Genomic DNA, 21,363 nt, shown 5'->3' on the forward strand with positions numbered 1-21,363 from the left:
AAGGCCTTTAGCTTTAAACTAAGTTATAAAAAAGAGAAGCTTTAGGCTTTCTGCCTTTAGCTTTAAGCTTAAGAAATTATGATAAAAAACTATTTAAAAACAGCCTGGCGTAACCTTATAAAAAACAAGGTTAACTCCTTTATTAATATCGCGGGGCTATCTGTTGGTATGGCCGTGGCTATCCTTATCGGGCTATGGATCTGGGACGAATTATCGTTTGATCAATATCACCAAAACTATAATCGTATTGCCCTGGTTGAGCAAAATTTAAAAAATAACGGCAACATCGATACCTGGGCCGCGACTCCCTACCCATTGGCTAACGAACTGCGCAAAAACTACGGCAGTAATTTTAAAGCTGTGGCAATGGCCGCCGGTTTGGGCAATCACCTGTTAAGTTTAGGCGATAAAAAGCTGAATAAAAGGGGCGTTTATTTTGAGCCGCAAGCGCCCGAAATGCTTACACTTAAAATGTTAAAGGGAACCCGCGATGGGCTTAAAGATCCTTACTCGGTTTTAATATCCGCATCAAATGCCAAAGCCTATTTTGGTGATGCTGATCCGATGAACAAAGTTTTAAAGATTGATAACAAGCTCGATGTAAAAGTAACCGGGGTTTATGAGGATCTGCCCCGTAACTCAACCTTTGCCGATGTCTCGTTCATTGCGCCATGGCAACTCTATTTTAATAACACCGAATGGGTGCGTACAGCTGCCGACCCATGGCGGCCAAATGCCTTCCAGATATTTGTTCAATTGATTGATAATACCAGCTTTGCCGATGTATCGCTAAAAATAAAGGATGCCAAATTGCGCAACCTCAATACCGAATTGGCCAAAAAGAAGCCCCAGCTATTTTTACAGCCAATGAGCAAATGGCATTTATACAGCGATTTTAAAAATGGTGTAAACATTGGCGGTCGGGTTAAATACGTTTGGTTGTTTGGTATTATTGGCGTGTTTGTGTTGTTGCTGGCTTGCATTAACTTTATGAACCTGAGTACTGCCCGTAGTGAAAAACGAGCCAAAGAGGTAGGGATCCGCAAGGCAATCGGCTCATTACGAAGCCAGCTTATTTACCAGTTTTTTAGCGAGTCGCTATTATTTGTGGTATTGGCGCTTGCCTTATCCATATTGCTGGTTCAGCTCAGCTTGCCATTTTTTAATTCGGTATCTGATAAAAGCATGTCTGTTTTATGGAGCAGCCCTTTGTTTTGGTTAATGGTTGTGGGCTTTAGTTTATTTACCGGGTTAATTGCCGGCAGTTATCCCGCATTATACTTGTCATCATTTGAGCCTATTAAAGTTTTAAAAGGATCGTTTAGGGTAGGCCGTTTTGCCGCCGTGCCGCGCAAGGTGCTGGTTGTAATCCAATTTACGGTATCCATTACGCTCATCATCGGTACTATAATTGTTTTCAGGCAGATACAGTTTGCTAAAGACAGGCCTATCGGCTATAGCCGCGATGGCCTGGTTTCTATACCGGTACTTAATGAGGATATTCATAAGCACCTGGATGTGGTAACAGCCGAATTGCTAAAGAGTGAAGCCGTTATATCTGTAGCCGAAGCTGGTGCTTCCCCAACAGAATATAGTTCAAGCAGCAGCGGTTTTGACTGGAAGGGTAAAGACCCTAATATGAGCGTTGATTTTCCGACTGAAGGCGTTTCTTATGATTATGAAAAAACCATTGGCTGGAGCTTTAAGCAGGGCAGGGGTTTCTCCCGGTCGTTCCTTACGGATTCCTCAGGCCTGGTGATCAATGAAACCGCTGCACGCTTTATGGGCTTTAATAATAATGCCGTTGGCGAAACCATTAAATGGAACGGCGATCAATTAAAGGTAATAGGCGTAATTAAAGATATGATTGTAAACTCGCCTTATGAAGAAGTAAGGCCGTTCATTTATTACCTCTCCAAAAATTCGGAATCTACCATACTGTTAAAGATTAACCCGAAAGTTAGTGCAACCGAGGCCCTTGGTAAAATTGAGCACGTTTTTAAACTATATAACCCTTCGCAGCCTTTTGAATACCATTTTGTTGACGATGAATACGCCAAGAAGTTTGGCAATGAGCAACGCATCGGTAAACTGGCGGCTTGTTTTGCCGGTTTAGCCATCTTTATCAGCTGCCTGGGATTATTCGGCATGGCATCCTTTTTAGCAGAACAGAGAATTAAAGAGATAGGGGTGCGCAAGGTTCTTGGGGCATCGGTATTTAGCCTGTGGCGCTTAATGTCTACAGATTTTGTGGTGCTGGTTATTATTGCCATACTGATAGCAACCCCGGTTTCTTATTACTTTATGTACGGCTGGCTGCAAGGTTACCAATACCATGCCGGCATGGCCTGGTGGATATATGCCGCTGCCGCTATTGGAGCCATGGCAATCACTTTATTAACGGTAAGTTATCAAAGCATCAGGGCAGCCATGCTAAATCCGGTAAAGAGTTTGAAAACAGAATAGGAAAGAATCAAGAGTTAAGAATAAGGAACCAAGAATTAAAAGTCAAGAATCAAGGCAGGAAGCAAGCGGGGAAGGCCGATAGAAAGGTACCAATGAACTAATGAACAAGTAAACCAATGAACTAATCATGATCAGGAATTATTTAAAAATAGCGTGGCGTAACATCATCAAAAACAAGGCGCACACTTTTATTAATATCGCGGGGCTGTCGGTAGGCTTGGCTTGCAGCCTGCTCATTTTGCTTTGGGTGCAAAACGAATTGGAGATTGATGCTTACCATAAAAATAGCAAACGCCTGTTTTCGGTATTTGAAAGGCAGTACTACGATAACAAAGTTTTTGGACAATATGGTACACCTGGATTGCTGCCCGATGAACTTAAAAAACAAATACCCGAAATTGAAGCCGTTACCGGGATAGCCTATGGTGGCGATAATACCTTTAAGGTTGGTGACAAAGTTTTGAAGATGAGCGGTACTTCCGCCGGCGAAGATTGTTTTAAAATGTTCTCCATCCCTTTAATACATGGCGACGTTAAAACTGCATTAAGTTCTCCTTTAAGTTTAGCAATATCGCGCAAAATGGCAGAGGCTTTTTTTGGCAGCGCGCAAACAGCTGTCGGTAAAACTATCCGCTACGAAAACCGAAAAGACTTTACCGTTACCGCTGTTTTTGAAGATATGCCCAAAACATCCTCGCAGCGCTACGATTTTTTAATAAACTGGACCAGCTTTTTGGCCGACAATAGCTGGGCTGCACAATGGGGGAACAACGGGCCGGCAACTATTATCATGCTGCGGTCTGATGCCGACCCAGCAAAAGTTGAAAAAAAGCTGACTCATTTTTTAGATAACCTGAATAAAGATCAGAAAAAGGGCACGTTTACCCTTGAGCTTGGCATGCAGCCTTTTGCCGATGGATACCTCCATGGTAATTTTGAAAACGGCAAAATTACAGGCGGGCGGATAGAATATGTACACTTGTTCTCTATTGTAGCTGTTTTTATATTACTGATAGCCTGTATCAATTTTATGAATTTGAGTACGGCACGGTCTGTAAAACGGGCACGCGAAATAGGTGTTCGTAAAGTGGTTGGCGCTGTCCGTTCTGTACTGGTAAAACAGTTTATAGGCGAATCTATGCTCATCACTTTATTGGCAGTTATAGTTTCGTTGCTCCTATTGGTGCTATTATTACCTGTATTTAACCAAATTACCCAAAAGGAGATCGATTTGCCGTTTCGCCAGTTTGATTTTTGGCTTAAGCTTGTAGGATTAACACTTGTTACCGGGTTTATATCCGGCAGCTACCCCGCCTTATTTTTATCATCTTTTAACCCGGTGAACGTTTTAAAAGGGACAATTAAATTAGATAGCGGCACCACTATATTTCGCAAGGGCTTGGTAGTATTTCAGTTTACTTTATCTGTAATATTGATAACTGCCACCATTATTGTTTCAAAACAAATGGCCTTTGTACAATCAAAAAACCTGGGTTATGATAGGGAAAATCTGATCTATATTCCAATGGATGGCGAGCTTATACCCAAATATGCTGCCTTTAAAAACGAAGCGCTTAAAACGCCGGGCGTTCAATTGGTAACCCGGATAACCGCCACGCCAACTAATATGCAAAACGGCACAGGAGGCGTAACCTGGGATGGTAAAGATCCTAATGTAAATATCGAGTTTACCCAGGCATCTGTAGGATACGATTTTGTAAAAACCATGAAACTAAAAATGGTAACAGGTCGTGATTATTCTACGGCCTTCGGCACCGACTCGGCCGGATATCTTATCAACGAAGCCGCTTTAAAAAGAATAAATTATAAAGATCCCATAGGTAAACCGCTTACACTTTGGGGTAAGCATGGTAAGATCATTGGCGTACTAAAAGACTTCCATTTCCGATCGATGCATGAGCAAATACAGCCCTTAGTGATCAGGTTTGGCGAAAAAGAGGGTTATGGCAATATCCTGGTACGCACACAGCCAGGCAAAACCCGCGAAGCTTTGGCCGGTATCGAAAAGCTTTGTAAACAGCTTAATCCTTCGTTCCCTTTTTCCTATACCTTTTCGGATGAAGAGTACCAGAAAATGTATCAAAACGAACAGATCATCAGCAAGCTGTCAGATGCATTTGCTTTCCTGGCCATCTTTATATCATGCCTTGGCTTGCTTGGTTTGGCCATGTTTACCGCCGAGCAGCGAATTAAAGAGATTGGCATCCGTAAAGTATTGGGCGCAAGTGTACGTTCGCTCTTTAGTCTGCTATCGTCGGAGTTTTTAATATTGGTAGTGGTATCCTTATTTATAGCCTTGCCTATATCATGGTATGCTATGGGGGCCTGGCTGCAGGGTTTTGCTTACCAAACGCCCATGCAATGGTGGGTATTTGCCCTTTCTGGGGGTATCATCATGGTAATAGCCCTGGCAACGGTAAGTTTCCAGGCTATAAAAGCGGCATTAATCAACCCTATAAAAAGTTTGAGAAGCGAGTAGGAAAGAGTTAAGAATCAAGAGTTAAGAATCAAGAGTCAGGAATCAAGATAGGAAGCAGCAGGGAAGGGCTGATAAAAAGTTTGAAAAAAGAGTAGGACACTGAAAGCAATAGACAGGATTAAACAAAAGCTTTAGGCTTTTGGTCTTTAGCTTTAAGCTTAAAATATAATATCGTGATAAAAAATTATTTAAAAATAGCGTGGCGCAATCTTGTTAAGAACAAGGCGCACTCGTTTATAAATATTACCGGTCTTTCGGTTGGCCTGGCTTGCAGCCTGCTTATTTTATTGTGGGTGCAAAATGAGCTGAGCATTGATGGCTATCATCAAAATGGCGACCGGCTATATAAAGTTTATGAACGGGAATACTATGATCATAAAATAGATGGCAATTATGATACACCGGGCATGATGGGCGCCGAATTGAAAAAAGGACTGCCCGAAGTGGAATATGCCATTAACATGGAGGATGGAAATGATGATCATACTTTTAGGGTAGGTAATAAAATATTGAAGGTGAATGGCACTTTTGCCGGAGCCGATATTTTTAATATGTTCAGCTACCCGCTTGTAAAAGGCGAAGCAGGTACAGCATTAAATTCGCCTTTAAGCATGGCTATATCGCAAAAAATGGCAGCTATGTTTTTTGGCAATCCCGATATGGCCATGGGTAAAACCATCCGGTTTGAAAACAAAAAAGATTTTACAGTTACGGCTGTATTTAAAGATCTGCCGGAAAACACTTCACGGAAATTTGAATACGTAATTAATTGGGACGCCTATTTAGCCGAAAATCCCGGTTCAAAAAGTTGGAATAACAGCGGGCCTTTAACGTTTGTAATGCTACGCAAGGATGCAAACCCCGTGTTGGTAGATAAGAAAATAACACACTTTTTAGATACTTACCGAACCCAGGAAAAAAGCTATCGTGTTGAACATGGCCTGCAGCGTTTTGACCAGGTTTACCTGCACTCCAATTTTGAAGATGGCAAAATAACCGGCGGCCGTATTGAATATGTACGTCTGTTTAGTATTATAGCCTTATTTGTATTGCTTATAGCCTGTATTAATTTCATGAACCTTACAACAGCACAATCTGTTAAAAGGGCCCGGGAGATTGGAGTACGCAAGGTAATGGGCGCTGTGAGAGGCGTGTTGATCAGGCAGTTTATTGGCGAATCGTTACTGCTTACCGTACTGGCTGTTGTGGTAGCTGTGGTTTTAACTGCTGTGCTTTTGCCGGCATTTAACCAGGTTACCCAAAAGGAAATAGTTATGCCTTTTGGCGAGGTTTCTTTCTGGCTAAAACTAATGGTAATTACGCTAATTACCGGCTTAATTTCGGGTAGTTACCCGGCGCTTTTCCTGTCATCATTTAACCCGGTTAAAGTACTGAAGGGAACATTAAAGCTTGATGCCGGCGCGGTATGGTTTCGCAAGGGGCTGGTTGTAATGCAGTTTATACTTTCGTCTGTATTGATCATTGCTACCATAGTGGTATCAAAACAAATAAACTTTATTCAAACCAGGAATCTGGGTTATGATCGTGAAGACCTGGTGTATATTCCTATCGAGGGCGATTTGGGTGCCAAATACGATATTTTTAAAAACGAGGCTATGAGTATGCCCGGTATTAAATCGGTTAGCCAAATGTCAAATAATCCCACATTTATTGATAATAGTACTATTGGCGTTACCTGGGAAGGGAAGGACCCTAACAACACCGTGGCTTTTCCCAATATTGCGGTTGGGTATAACTTTGTGCATACCTTGAAGCTGAAAATGTTAGCGGGACGCGATTTCTCTGCCGATTATCCTGCCGATTCCAATAACTATATCATTAACCAGGTAACGCAGCAAAAATTAGGTTTTGCTGATCCCGTTGGGAAATATATAACGATGTGGGGGAGGAAAGGAAAAATAATCGGACTGGTAAAAGATTTTCATTTTCAATCACTACATAAGCAAATCCTCCCGTTGATCATTCGCCCCGTCCGGGGAAAATTGAGTCGGGGAAACATCCTGGTACGCACCCAGGCCGGCAAAACAAAAGAAGCATTGGCCGCCATCTCAAAACTTTGTAGAGAGATAAATCCAAATTTTCCTTTCAACTATAATTTTTCTGACGAGCAATATCAAAGGCTATACAGGAGCGAACAGATCGTTGGTCGCCTGTCGAACATATTTGCGTTCCTGGCCATATTTATATCGTGCCTGGGGCTGTTGGGTTTAGCCATGTTTACGGCCGAACAGCGGATTAAAGAAATAGGTGTACGCAAAGTACTGGGAGCGAGTATAGCATCCATATTCGGGTTACTGTCGTCAGAGTTTTTGGCCTTGGTAATAACTGCGATGCTCATCGCAACGCCTATTGCCTGGTACGCCATGAATAGCTGGCTACAAGGTTTTGCTTACCGCACTACTATACAGTGGTGGATGTTTGCCCTATCGGGAGGGCTTATAGTATTAATAGCGCTGGCAACAGTAAGTGTACAGGCCATAAAGGCTGCGTTGGTTAACCCGATAAAAAGTTTGAGAAGCGAATAGAAAAGAGTTAAGAATCAAGAGTCAAGAGTCAAGAATCAAGAGTCAAGAATCAAGAGTCAAGAATCAAGAGTCAGGAATCAAGACAGGGAACAACAGGGAAGGGCTGAAAGAACGGTTTGAGGAGCGAGTAAGGAGCCGAAAGCCGAAGGTTTAAAGCTAAAAGCAATGGACAGGATTATATTATATAAAAGGCTTTAGGCTTTTGGCCTTTAGCATTAGGCTTAAAAATCAACACGATGATAAAAAATTATTTAAAAATCGCATGGCGCAACATTGTAAAAAATAAGGTTCATACCTTTATCAATGTGGCGGGGCTTTCTGTTGGTATGGCGGTGGCCATGCTGATAGGGTTGTGGATCTGGGATGAACTATCCTTTGATAAGTATCACCAAAACTATGATCATGTGGCGCAGCTGATGACCACTCAAACGGCCAATGGTGAAACGGTAACTTTCGGATCAACCGTGGTGCCGCTTAGTGCAGAACTGCGAACCAAATACGCGGCCGATTTTAAAATGACCGCCCTTACCTGGGAGGGTACACACATACTGGCCGTTGGCGATAAAAAGATTTCGCAAAACGGCATGTGGGCCGAGCCTGATCTGCCGTATATTCTTTCATTAAAAATGATAAAAGGGAGCTATGCCAACTTTAAAGATCCTTCATCTTTTGTATTATCACAATCACTTGCTATCGCCCTTTTTGGCGATGCCGATCCTATAAATAAAGTAGTACGGATTGATAACAAAACCGATATGAAGGTAGCCGGCGTTTACCAGGATCTGCCTCATAATACCACCTTTTATCCAACTAAATTTATGCTGCCCTGGAGCAGCCCGGCAAATTGGTGGAACACGCAAAGTGGTGCATGGGATAACCACGGCTGCCATTTATTCGCACTGATGAACGCGAATGCCGATTTTGATAAAGTATCGGCAAAGATCAGGAACATTACCAAGCCTCATTTTAAAATGAACGACGAGGTAATGCAAATACATCCCATGGCCAAATGGCACTTGTATAGCGATTTTAAAAACGGTAAAGCAGTTGGCGGCCGTATTGAGCTGGTATGGTTGTTCGGGATCATCGGTACGTTTGTATTGCTGCTGGCCTGTATCAATTTTATGAACCTGAGCACCGCCCGCAGCGAAAAACGTGCTAAAGAAGTGGGAATTCGCAAAGCGATAGGCTCTGTCCGCTCGCAACTGGTGAAACAGTTTTTGAGCGAATCGCTGATGTTTGCGTTTTTGGCTTTGGTGGTTACGCTTGTTATTGTTTTAGTGGCTCTGCCATATTTTAATAACCTTGCCGATAAGCAAATTGCCATGCCATTTGCTAACCCCTGGTTTTGGACAGCTGCTTTGAGCTTTACCTTTTTTACCGGAATTATTGCAGGTAGCTACCCGGCATTTTACCTTTCGGCCTTTGAACCAATTAAAGTATTAAAAGGGACTTTCCGTGTTGGGCGCTTTGCTTCGCTGCCGCGTAAGGTTTTGGTGGTTGTGCAGTTTACGGTATCTATTGTCCTCATCATCGGCACCATTATCGTTTTTAGGCAAATTCAGTTTGCGCGCAGCAGGCCGATTGGCTATACCCGCGAAGGCTTAATTACGGTGGGTATGAATACCCCTGAAATTTATGGTCACTATGAAGCCATGCGGAACGACCTGATCCAAACGGGCGCGGTTGCCGATATGACGGAGTCAAACAGTTCAACAACCCAGGTATGGTCAAACAATGGTGGCTTTGAATGGGCTGGTAAAGCCCCCGGCTTCGATCCAACATTTGGTACCATAGCTGTAACTTATGATTATGGTAAAACCGTTGGCTGGAAGATAATTGAAGGCCGCGATTTTTCGAGAAGTTTCCCTACGGATACCGGGGCGTTTATATTAAATGAATCGGCAGTAAAACTAAGCGGACTTAAAAACCCTATTGGCAAAATCATGCATTGGGCAGGTAAAAATCACGTTGTAACCGGTGTGGTAAAAGATATGGTAATGGAATCGCCATATAAATCTACTATCGCTACCGTTTTTCACATGAATCCAACCTGGGTTAACGTCATCACCTTGCGCATAAACCCTAAAATGCCTATGCGCGAAGCCCTGGGCAAAATTGAGCCCGTATTTAAAAAATATAACCCCGGCAGCCCCTTTGAGTTTAAGTTTAATGATGATGAATATGCGCACAAGTTTAGCGACGAGCAGCGCATTGGTAACCTGGCTACCGTGTTTGCGGTGCTGGCCATCTTTATCAGTTGTCTTGGTCTGTTTGGGCTCGCCTCGTTTGTTGCCGAACAACGCATAAAGGAGATAGGGGTGCGTAAAGTGCTTGGTGCATCGGTAGCAAACTTGTGGCGTTTACTGTCAACAGAGTTTGTGATGCTGGTGGCTATTTCATTACTTATTGCAATCCCTGCCGCTTATTACTTTATGAGTGGCTGGCTTCAGCAATACCAATACCGGTCGCCAATATCCTGGTGGATTTTTGTACTATCTGGTACTGGGGCAATTGCCATTACTTTAATTACGGTAAGCTTTCAGGCCATCAAAGCAGCGCTGACTAACCCGGTTAAAAGCCTGCGCTCGGAATAGAGTGAAGAATTAAGAGTCAAGAAACAAGACAGAAGTTAAGTGGGGTTATTGCAGGCTCCACAAACTGACAGAACCAATGAACAAGTAAATTAATGAACCAACAGTGATGATAACAAACTATCTGAAGATCGCCTGGCGAAATCTTACGCGTAACAGGGCGCATACTTTTATAAATATAACTGGCCTCTCGGTAGGTATGGCTGTGGCTATGCTTATTGGTTTGTGGATATGGGATGAACTATCATATGATAAATATTTTAAAAATTATGACCGCATTGTGCAGGTAATGCAACATCAAACTTTTAATGGTAATGTAGGCACACAATCGGATATACCTATGCCATTGGGTTATAAACTGCGGGATGACTATAAGAATGATTTTAAGTACGTGGTACTATCTACCTGGACATACGCACACATTCTCGCATTCGGTGATAAAAAATTAACCCAACAGGGAAACTATATGCAGGCCGAAGCACCAGACCTGTTCACCTTAAAAATGATCAAAGGCACACGATCAGGGCTAAAAGATCCATCATCTATCATTCTCTCTGCATCTCTGGCTAAGGCCCTTTTTGGTGATACTGATCCCATGTTTAAAGCCTTAAAGATCGATAATAAATGGAACGTTAAGGTTACCGGCGTTTACGAAGATCTGCCGCATAATAATAGCTTAGCTGAAATAGCATTTATTGCACCCTGGGATCTGTACATGACTACCTATGAAAAAACAAACATTACAAAATGGGGTAATAATTCATGGCAGCTATTTGCACAGCTAAGCCCCAATGCAGATATAAACAAGGTATCGGCCAGGATAAAAGATTTGAAACTGAATGCTTTTACCGCTGAGGGCAATAAGCTGGGTTTATCATTTAAGCCAGCTGTGTTTTTGCACCCGATCAGCAAATGGCATTTATATTCGGAGTTTAAAAATGGTATTAATACCGGTGGTGCCATACAATTTGTATGGATGTTTGGCATTATTGGTGTATTTGTATTATTGCTGGCTTGTATCAATTTCATGAACCTAAGCACGGCCCGGTCCGAAAAACGGGCCAAAGAAGTAGGTATACGCAAAACGGTAGGATCGCTGAGAAGCCAGCTTATTGGTCAATTTTTGGTAGAGTCGGTGCTGATCTCGGCATTTGCCTTCCTGTTTTCCATACTTCTTGTACTGCTTATTTTACCCTGGTTTAACCAGGTAGCCAATAAAACCATGCAGGTATTATGGGCCAACCCGATGTTTTGGGTACTGGGAGTTGGCTTTAGCCTGGTAACCGGCCTTATTGCGGGTAGCTATCCTGCCTTTTACTTGTCATCGTTTAAGCCGGTGAAAGTTTTAAAAGGAACATTTAAGGCCGGGCGTTTTGCTGCTTTGCCGCGTAAAGTACTGGTGATATTGCAATTTACGGTTTCGGTTACTTTAATCATAGGTACTATCATTGTTTTCAGACAGGTGCAATTCACCAAGAACAGACCAATAGGTTATGATCGCACCGGCCTTATACAGATAGAAATGAAAACGGATGCCATTCATCAGCACTTTACAGCAGTAAGGAATGACCTGCTGCAGTCGGGAGCAATAGTTGAAATGGCCGAGTCTGATAGTCCGTTAACAGGAGTATATTCCAATAATAGTGGTCTTACCTGGAGGGATAAGGACCCCAGTTTACAGGATGATTTTGGCACTGTTGCTGTGAGCCCCGAATTTGGAAAAACAGCTGGATGGAAACTTACCGACGGACGCGATTTTTCAAGAGATATTTTAACAGATTCATCGGGAATAGTACTGAATGAAGCCGCCGTAAAATTCATGAACTTTAAACACCCTGTTGGCGAAACCATAAAATGGTACAAAACTTTTAAAGTTATAGGCGTAGTGAAGGATATGGTTATGTCATCACCATATGACCCCGTAAAACCAACTATATTTTATATAATTCCCTACGCTCCAGGGATAGTTAATGTCAGGCTGAACACCGGCAAAAGCGCCAGCGAAGCATTACATAAAATTGAAGCTGTATTTAAACAGTATGACCCGGCCAGCCCTTTCGAATATAAATTTACAGATGATCAATACGCCCAAAAATTTGCGAATGAAGAGCGTGTTGGCAAACTGGCGGGTTTCTTTACCCTGCTGGCCATTTTCATTAGTTGCATGGGCTTGTTTGGTATGGCATCCTTCATGGCCGAGCAGCGTACAAAAGAGATTGGCGTGCGCAAGGTGCTTGGCGCATCAGTATTTGGTTTGTGGCGCTTACTGTCGTTAGATTTTGTGGTACTGGTTTCTATATCATTACTGATAGCTATACCAATCGCTTACTATTTTATGCAAAGTTGGATAAAAGATTACAAGTACCACGCCGAGCTTTCCTGGTGGATTTTTGGGGCGACTGCCATCGGTTCTATCACGATCACTTTGCTTACGGTAAGCTACCAAAGTATTAAGGCCGCTTTGATGAACCCCGTAAAAAGCTTGAGGAGCGAATAAGAGTAGAAAGCAGAAAGCTTAAGGCGTAAAGCTAAAAGCAATAAGTTGCATTATATAAAAGCTTTAGGCTTTGGGCCTTTTGCTTTAAGCTTAAAACTACAGCAATGATAAAAAACTATCTGAAGATCACCTGGCGAAACCTTACCCGCAACAGGGCGCATACTTTTATTAACGTTGCCGGCCTATCGGTGGGTATGGCAGTGGCTATGCTTATTGGTTTGTGGATATGGGATGAATTATCATATGATAAATACTATCAAAGCCATGACCGTATTGTGCAGGTAATGCAGCATCAAACCGTTAACGGTAATGTGTTTACCCAAACCGCTATTCCCCTGCCTTTAGGTGCAAAATTGAGGCAGGATTACAAACGCGATTTTAGATACGTGGTATTATCAACCTGGACGGGCGGTCATATCATTGCAAATGGCGATAAAAAGCTAAAGCAGCAGGGTAACTATATGCAGGCCGAAGCCCCTGACCTGCTCACTTTAAAAATGCTGAAGGGAACCCGCTCTGGCTTAAAAGATCCATCGTCTATTTTGCTTTCCGCATCACTGGCTAAGGCATTGTTTGGGAATGTCGACCCCATGTTGCAGCCTGTAAAAATTGATAATAAATGGAACGTTAAGGTTACCGGCGTTTACGAAGATATGCCCCATAATACCAGTTTTAGCGAATTGGCTTTTATTGCCCCCTGGGATCTGTACATGACCACCGAGCCGTGGTTAAAAAGAAATATTGCAAATTGGGATAATAATTCATGGCAGATATTTGCTCAGCTGGTCCCCAATGCTCATATAGATAAGGTATCTGCTCATATAAAAAACATAAAATGGGATGCTATTATTGCCGAACGGGCCAATAAGTTATTTCTCGCTTCTAAACCCGCCATTTTTTTACATCCAATGAGTAAGTGGCATTTATACTCGGAGTTTAAAAACGGTATTAATACAGGAGGGGCTATACAATTTGTATGGATGTTTGGTATTATTGGGGTATTTGTACTGTTGCTGGCCTGTATTAATTTCATGAACCTGAGCACTGCCCGCAGCGAAAAACGGGCAAAAGAAGTAGGTATTCGCAAAACGGTTGGCTCATTGCGTAGCCAGCTCATAGGTCAGTTTTTTCTCGAATCGCTATTGATCACCTCATTTGCCTTTTTGTTTTCAATATTGATTGTGCAGCTTATTTTGCCCTGGTTTAACCAGGTTGCTGATAAAACCATGTATATACTTTGGGGCAACCCGGTGTTTTGGCTGTTAGGTATAGGCTTTAGTTTGCTAACCGGGTTAATAGCCGGCAGTTATCCGGCCTTTTACCTGTCGTCGTTTCAGCCTGTAAAAGTGCTGAAGGGGACATTTAAGGCGGGTCGTTTTGCGTCTATTCCCCGTAAGGTATTGGTGGTTTTGCAGTTTACTGTTTCGGTTACTTTAATTATAGGTACTATCATCGTTTTCAGGCAGGTACAGTTTGCCAAAAACAGGCCAATTGGTTATAACCGTACCGGGCTGATACAGGTTAGTATGAATACTGATGATATTCATAAACATTTTAGCGCTGTGAGGCATGAGCTGCTTCGATCGGGTGCGATAGTTGAAGTTGCTGAATCTAACAGCCCGTTAACAGCGGTATGGTCAAACAGCAGCGGGTTTAGCTGGAAAGATAAAGACCCCAACCTGCAGGATGATTTTGGAGTTATACCGATAAGCCCCGAATTTGGAAAAGTGGCCGGATGGCAAATTACCGATGGCCGTGATTTTTCGAGAACGATTTTAAGCGATTCATCGGGTGTAATACTGAACGAGGCAGCAGTGAAATTCATGAACCTGAAACACCCTGTAGGTGAAATTATCAAAAACGGAAGTCAGGGTATTAAGGTCATCGGTGTTATAAAGGATATGGTAATGTCATCGCCCTATGAACCTGTAAAACCAAGTATGTTTTTTATGATCAATTATGCAGGTGAGTTGATTGATATCAGAATAAACCCTAAAATAAGCGCCAGCGAAGCATTGGGCAAAATTGAACCTATATTTAAGCAATATAACCCGGGCAGCCCCTTTGATTTTAAGTTTACAGATGAAGAGTACGCCCAAAAATTTGCGAATGAAGAGCGTGTTGGCAAGCTGGCGGGATTCTTTACCCTGCTGGCTATTTTCATTAGTTGTATGGGCCTTTTTGGTATGGCATCGTTCATGGCCGAGCAGCGTACAAAAGAGATTGGCGTGCGCAAGGTGCTTGGTGCATCAGTATTTGGTTTGTGGCGCTTGCTGTCGTTAGATTTTGTGGTGCTGGTTTCTATATCATTACTGATAGCCATACCAATCGCTTACTATTTTATGCAAAGTTGGATAAAAGATTACAAGTACCACGCTGAGCTTTCCTGGTGGATTTTTGGGGCGACTGCTATCGGTTCTATCACGATCACTTTGCTTACGGTAAGCTACCAAAGTATTAAGGCCGCGTTGATGAACCCCGTGAAAAGTTTGAGGAGCGAATAACAGCAAAGAATTAAGAATTAAGAGTCAAGAGTTAAGACAGCGGCGGTAGGAACTGGGCCATACAGAAAGGTACCAATGTACTAATGAACAAGTGAACCAATGAACTAATACAGCAATGATAAAAAACTATCTGAAGATCGCCTGGCGAAACCTGACCCGTAACAGGGCGCATACTTTTATTAACGTTGCAGGCCTCTCGGTGGGTATGGCAGTGGCTATGCTTATTGGTTTGTGGATACATGATGAGTTATCGTTCAATAAATATTACCGAAATTATAACCGCATTGCGCAGGTTATGCAAAATCAAACCAATGCGGGCGAGATCCAGACCATGCCGAACGAACCAGTGCCGCTGGGAGAGGAATTGCGTAAAAGTTATGGCAGCGATTTTAAGTATGTAAGCATGGCAACCGGCGCAGGAATGCATACACTGGCCTTTGATGAAAAAATACTAACCAAACGCGGCGTGTTTTTTGAACCGCAGGCATTGGATATGTTCAGCATAAAAATGCTGCGCGGGGACCACAAGGGACTATATGACCCCAATTCCATCATCCTTTCCCAATCGGCCGCGAAGGCTTACTTTGGAGATGCCGACCCGGTAAACAAAATCATGAAGCTGGATAACAGGTCGGTTGTAAAAGTAACAGGCGTTTATGAAGATCAGCCATATAACTCCACGTTTTCCAATGCCTCGTTTTTTGCGCCGTGGCAGCTGTTTGAAAGCAGTAACCCCTGGATGGCAGGTTTAAAAAACGAATGGGGACGCAGTGCTTTTTTAACCTACGTACAAATTGCCGACAATGCCAATATGGGCAAAGTTTCTGCAAAGATCAAAAATGCAAAACTGGCCAAAGCCACTAAAGACGAAGCCACGCACAAACCCGAACTATTTTTAAACCCCATGAGCAAATGGCATTTATATGCCGATTTTAAAAATGGGGTAAATACCGGCGGCAGCATTCAATATGTTTGGATGTTTGGCATGATAGGCATTTTTGTACTGTTGCTGGCCTGCATCAATTTTATGAACCTAAGTACGGCCCGGTCAGAAAAAAGGGCCAAAGAAGTAGGTATCCGCAAGGCCGTAGGCTCGTTGCGCGGGCAACTCATCGTCCAGTTTTTAACAGAATCGTTATTGATAGCAGTATGCGCTTTCCTGGTATCAGTTTGTTTGGTACAGCTTTGTTTGCCGTGGTTTAACCAGGTGGCGGGTAAAATGATTGAAATGTTATGGAGCAACCCACTGTTTTGGGTAACAGGGACTGTGTTTACACTTATTACCGGCTTACTGGCCGGTAGTTACCCGGCATTTTACCTATCATCATTTAAACCGGTTAAGGTGCTGAAAGGCGTGTTTAAAGCAGGCCGGTTTGCTGCTATGCCACGGCGTGTGCTAATTGTATTACAGTTTTCGGTATCTATTATTCTTATCATTAGCACAGTTATTGTTTACAGGCAGATGAAGTTTGCCCAAAGCCGCCCGGTAGGGTATAACCAGGATGGCCTTATCGCCATATCCGAGTTTTCGCCGGATATTCATGAACATTTTGGAGTGATCAGGAATGAATTGCTGAAAGTCGGGGCGATCACAGAAATGGCCGAGTCGGGCGGATCAACCACCGCTATAGGTATCTATACCGGCGGTTTAAACTGGAAAGGGAAAGATCCCAACGTGGCTGTTGTATTCCCGAATATTGAAGTATCAAGCAATTACGGTAAAACCATAGGCTGGCAATTTAAAAACGGGCGCGATTTTTCAAATGCCTTTGCAACAGACTCCTCTGGCTTTGTTATCAACGAAGCTGCGGTAAGGTATATGGGGCTGCAGAACCCGGTAGGTGAAACAATAACCTGGAACGGATTGCCATTTCATGTTATAGGTGTAGTAGCGGATATGATCATGGAATCGCCGTATCAGGAAGTACAGCCTGCTCTGTTTCGTTTATCAACCAATGCTGGCAGGGTAGCCCTGTTAAAGCTAAACCAGGTAGCAGGCACCCACAATGCCCTGGATAAAATTGAAAAGATCTTCAAAAAATATAGCCCTGCACAGCCGTTTGAATACCAGTTTGTTGATGATGATTATGCCCAAAAATTTGGTAACGAAAAACGCACCGGCCAATTGGCAAGCGCATTTGCTGTGCTGGCAATTTTTATTAGCTGCCTTGGCCTGTTTGGCATGGCATCATTTATTGCCGAACAACGCACCAGCGAAATAGGCATCCGGAAAGTACTGGGCGCATCGGTAATAAACTTGTGGCGGCTGTTATCCATGGAGTTTGTTGTATTGGTAGCGATAAGCCTGTTTATCGCCATACCCATTGCCTGGTACTTTATGCACGGCTGGTTACAGCAATATGAATACCGGTCGCAAATAGCTTGGTGGGTGTTTGGTTTGTCGGGTTTGGGGGCAATAACTATTACCTTAATTACCGTAAGCTTTCATACCATAAAGGTTGCAATAGCCAACCCGGTAAAAAGTTTGAGGAGCGAATAACGAATCATACAATAAAAATGAAAAATACAATGCGCGTTTTTTTGACCCTGCTAACAATGATTGGTTGCCTGGGTAACATGGCCAGGGCGCAGGACACTGTTCTTAAAATTCCCGTTAACGCAAGGCTCGACTCTTTAAAGTCGGGCATATTAAACCAGGAAAGGCTTATACAGGTATTTATTCCCCCAAAATATAAGCCGGGAAGCACCGATAAATATGATGTGCTATATGTGCTTGATGGCGGCAACTGGAATACAGGTTTAATAAACGAGATACAGCGCTTTTTAGAGGGTGAAGGCAATATGCCTCCAACCATCATTGTAAGCGTTTTGGGTATCGACCGGAACAAAGATCTTACACCAACTCATTTAGAAGGTTGGAAAACATCCGGAGGGGCGGATAAATTTCTTGGGTTTATAAAAAATGAGTTGATCCCCTATGTTGATAAAACATACCCCTCCAATGGCGATAATACACTTTGGGGGCACTCATTAGGGGGCTTGTTTGTAATGTACGCGCTGTTGAATGAACCAAAAACGTTTAAATCGTATATCGCCGTGGATCCCAGCCTTTGGTGGGATAATAACTATCTGCCAAAAATAGCGGCCGGTAAGCTTCCCGCCTTAGCCGGTTCAAATACCACACTTTTTATAAGCGGCCGGGAAGGTAAGGATGGTAAATCGATGAAAATTGATACCATGGATACCATACTTCAAAAAAGTGCTCCCGCAGGTTTAGCCTGGAAAATTAGTATGTACCCCGATGAAACACATAGTTCGGTAAGGCTGAAAAGTATTTATGATGGGTTAAAGTTTACCTATGCAGGTTCCACCGGTTCTATTGAATTTCACCCGATGAATGGCATTGTTTTGAAAGACAAGCCTATTAAAATATGGTATTTTAACGATACCACCAAAGTACGTTATACGCTTGATGGAACAGTCCCCACAATTTTATCTGCAAAGGCACAGCCCGAGATAACCTTAACCGGCGCTGCCACGATTACTTTTAAACGTTTCACCAGGCGTAACCGCTATGATAAAACCTCAACGGGTAATTTTACTGTCGAAAAAATGCTTCGCCCTGTTTCAAAGCAGAATAACGCAAAACCGGGCGGATTTAACTTTGCCTATTATGAGGGAGAGTGGGATAAATGGCCGGATCTCAAAAACGTAAAACCTACGAATACAGGGATAACAAACAAAGAGTTTGATGTAAATAATCTTCCACGGAAAAATAATTTCGCCCTGGTTATTGATGGATTATTGGAAGCAAAGGAAGATGGTTATTATATTTTTGCATTAGATGCCGACAACGGATCAAAACTATCTCTCGGTAATAAGCCATTGATAATTACGGATAGTTTACATCGCGACGGAAAATCATTCATACTGCCGCTAACAAAGGGGTTTTACCCTTTCAGGCTGGAGTACCTGCATAAAACCGGTGACCGTAAATTGAAGCTGGTGTACCTTACACCAGGCATCATGGCTGCTAAAAATCCTATCACAATCCCCCTGGATTTGCAGTATAACCGTAATTAGTGGGGAACGATTGATAAAAGAAAAGATCCGGTATTTTCACACCGGATCTTTTCTTTTATTCTTTCTTTTTAGCTTTCAGCTTTCAGCCATCGGCTTTAAGCTAATTAGCAGTATTGCTCAAAAGCACCGATCAGGTTATCAGCTATCATTTGTGCTGGGCGGCCTTCTATCTGGTGACGCTCAATAATGTGTACCAGTTTGCCATCTTTAAATAAAGCCATTGCCGGTGATGATGGAGGATAAGGCAACATGTAGTTACGTGCAGCATCAACAGCCTCTTTTTCCATACCTGCAAAAACAGTCACAAATTTATCTGGGTGTTTCTCATTGGCAGCAGCAATCCTGGCAGCAGGACGCGCGTTAGCAGCAGCGCAACCGCATACAGAATTTACCATTACAAACACAGTTCCTTCGCTTTCAATTGCGTTTTTTACTGCGTCGGCATCTTTCAACTCCTCAAATCCTACCCTGGTCAAATCTTCCCGCATTGGGGCAACTAAATATTCTGGATACATAATGTGTTTCTTTTTTACAATTTATCAATAACAAAAATAAGAAATGATTAACAGTTTACGTTTAAAAAACGCAATAATAACATTTTGCTGACTATATACATTTTAACGTAACCATCAGGTGATAAGTTGTTTGTTTATAATCATATTGATTTATACACAGTAATAGTTATATTGCAGACCCTAATTAATTGATTTTGATGAAACAAAAGACATCTGATATCAGTACTGTTGTTATTATTAACAAAAATCAACAGCCTACCCGTTCTTTACAAATAAAAACAAAACACCTGAGCAGGCTTAAGCATTATGCGCTCGGCATCTTGTCGGTAATAGTGGTTTTGGTGGGATGTATTATTTATTTAAGATCGCAAAACACGCAGCAGGAAATTGAAAAGCAAAAACTGCTACAGCAAATAGTAAAGCTTAAGGGTGCTATCCCGGCACAGGTTGTGGCGCCGGCCAACAATAAAGAAGGGAGCGCGCAATCCTATATTCAGGCTATTGAAGGCAAGTTAAAAACCATCAATGATTATTTACGCCGCCGTGGACTAAAAGGTTTCAGCACCAAAGGGCTTGGTGGCGATAGCAATGCCGAAGGTAAAAAACTATCAGACAACGAAGTCTACTCCCTGTATAACGATTACCTCAATCACCTGATGGGTACCATTGCTTTTACACCAATGGGATACCCCCGCATCAGTTCATTTACCTCGTTTTTTGGTTACCGCAGCGATCCATTTGATACCGGTAACGCCGAGTTTCATCCGGGTATTGATTTTAAAGGCAAACGGGGTGATGAAGTAAAATGTACCGCAAGCGGCAAGATAGTTTTTGCAGGTTGGGCCGGTGGTTATGGCAACTGCATCCGCATTCAGCACATCAACAATATCCAAACCGTTTACGGGCACCTATCCAAAATAAAGGTAAAAGTAGGGCAGGAAGTAAACGTAGGCGACGAGATAGGCCTGGTAGGTTCCACCGGCCACTCCACCGGCGCGCATTTACATTACGAAGTACGCGTGAACGGCAAACCTGTAAATCCGGTTAAATATTTAACACTAAATAAATAGGTGAAAGCGGAGTGGTGAATAGTGACTAGGAGGTTAATGTTAAATAAACTTACTACTCACTATTCACCACTAACCATTCACTGCTCACCACTCACCATACACCCCTCACAACAATATGTCTATTTTCGGAAAAAAAGATAAAGTGGCACTTGATCTTCAGGCAATATCAACCCTTATAAGCGAGGGCAGTATTTTAGATGGCAGTTTGAATGCACCTGCATTTGCCCGTATTGATGGATTGGTAAATGGCGACGTAACGGTTGACGAAGGCCTGATCCTTGGTGAAAAAGGGCAGGTAAAGGGTAACATCATCACCAAAGAGATTGTTGTTTATGGCACCGTTAATGGCGATATCCAAACCGGATCCCTGGAAATAAAAGCAAGCGGCGAAATTACCGGCAGCATTAAAACCCAAACCCTGCTGGTTGAAACAGGCGGCGTTTATAATGGACAGCTAACCATGCAGGCGGCAACGAAATAGGGGAAGGTGTTTTTTTTTATTTCTTCCATGGAAAATACAGTGTGAACGCATCTTTTTTAATAAAAGAAATGACAATTTGGTTTTGAAGTTTGGCTTTCGCACCGCGCTCAGTCCCGCCCTTGCTCGCTCGAAATGACAAATTGGTT

Annotated in this window: 11 protein-coding genes; 10 read left to right on the forward strand and 1 reads right to left on the reverse strand. The window is 42.7% G+C overall.

The genetic code is table 11. The features are described from left to right. Positions 1-78: 78 nt before the first annotated feature. The 8 genes from AC1DYB_RS24655 to AC1DYB_RS24690 all read left to right on the forward strand — a co-directional run bounded on the left by AC1DYB_RS24655 (position 79) and on the right by AC1DYB_RS24690 (position 19,151). The gene (locus AC1DYB_RS24655; protein WP_477438837.1) at positions 79-2,466 is read left to right on the forward strand and encodes an ABC transporter permease; all 2,388 of its coding nucleotides are present in this window, start codon (positions 79-81) and stop codon (positions 2,464-2,466) included. A gap of 127 nt (positions 2,467-2,593) precedes the next feature. After that, positions 2,594-4,966: an ABC transporter permease gene (locus AC1DYB_RS24660; RefSeq protein WP_477438839.1), complete on the forward strand. Its 2,373-nt coding sequence runs from the start codon at positions 2,594-2,596 to the stop codon at positions 4,964-4,966. A 173-nt stretch (positions 4,967-5,139) separates the two neighbouring features. Then, entirely contained in the window at positions 5,140-7,512 is a 2,373-nt protein-coding gene (locus AC1DYB_RS24665; protein WP_477438841.1) for an ABC transporter permease, read from the forward strand. 236 nt (positions 7,513-7,748) lie between these two features. Beyond that, a complete protein-coding gene (locus AC1DYB_RS24670; RefSeq protein ID WP_477438843.1) occupies positions 7,749-10,109 on the forward strand; it encodes an ABC transporter permease in 2,361 nt (786 codons plus the stop codon). A gap of 106 nt (positions 10,110-10,215) precedes the next feature. Then, positions 10,216-12,603 carry an ABC transporter permease gene (locus AC1DYB_RS24675; RefSeq protein WP_477438845.1) on the forward strand — a complete coding sequence of 796 codons (2,388 nt, stop codon included), beginning with the start codon at positions 10,216-10,218 and terminating at the stop codon, positions 12,601-12,603. A gap of 104 nt (positions 12,604-12,707) precedes the next feature. Next, the gene (locus AC1DYB_RS24680; RefSeq protein WP_477438847.1) at positions 12,708-15,107 is read left to right on the forward strand and encodes an ABC transporter permease; all 2,400 of its coding nucleotides are present in this window, start codon (positions 12,708-12,710) and stop codon (positions 15,105-15,107) included. Between the two features lie 115 nt (positions 15,108-15,222). Continuing rightward, on the forward strand, positions 15,223-17,607 hold the full coding sequence (locus AC1DYB_RS24685; RefSeq protein ID WP_477438849.1) for an ABC transporter permease: 2,385 nt from the start codon (positions 15,223-15,225) through the stop codon (positions 17,605-17,607). Positions 17,608-17,624: 17 nt separating this feature from the next. Then, entirely contained in the window at positions 17,625-19,151 is a 1,527-nt protein-coding gene (locus AC1DYB_RS24690; RefSeq protein ID WP_477438851.1) for an alpha/beta hydrolase-fold protein, read from the forward strand. 104 nt (positions 19,152-19,255) lie between these two features. Here the strand turns inward: AC1DYB_RS24690 and AC1DYB_RS24695 are convergent, their stop codons facing one another. Then, positions 19,256-19,666: a BrxA/BrxB family bacilliredoxin gene (locus AC1DYB_RS24695; RefSeq protein ID WP_477392043.1), complete on the reverse strand. Its 411-nt coding sequence runs from the start codon at positions 19,664-19,666 to the stop codon at positions 19,256-19,258. Between the two features lie 197 nt (positions 19,667-19,863). Between AC1DYB_RS24695 and AC1DYB_RS24700 the strand changes: the two genes are divergently transcribed. Next, on the forward strand, positions 19,864-20,736 hold the full coding sequence (locus AC1DYB_RS24700; protein WP_477438853.1) for a peptidoglycan DD-metalloendopeptidase family protein: 873 nt from the start codon (positions 19,864-19,866) through the stop codon (positions 20,734-20,736). Between the two features lie 115 nt (positions 20,737-20,851). Then, positions 20,852-21,217: a bactofilin family protein gene (locus AC1DYB_RS24705; protein ID WP_295715960.1), complete on the forward strand. Its 366-nt coding sequence runs from the start codon at positions 20,852-20,854 to the stop codon at positions 21,215-21,217. Positions 21,218-21,363: the final 146 nt, after the last annotated feature.

This window comes from Mucilaginibacter sp. P2_A4, assembly GCF_056405015.1.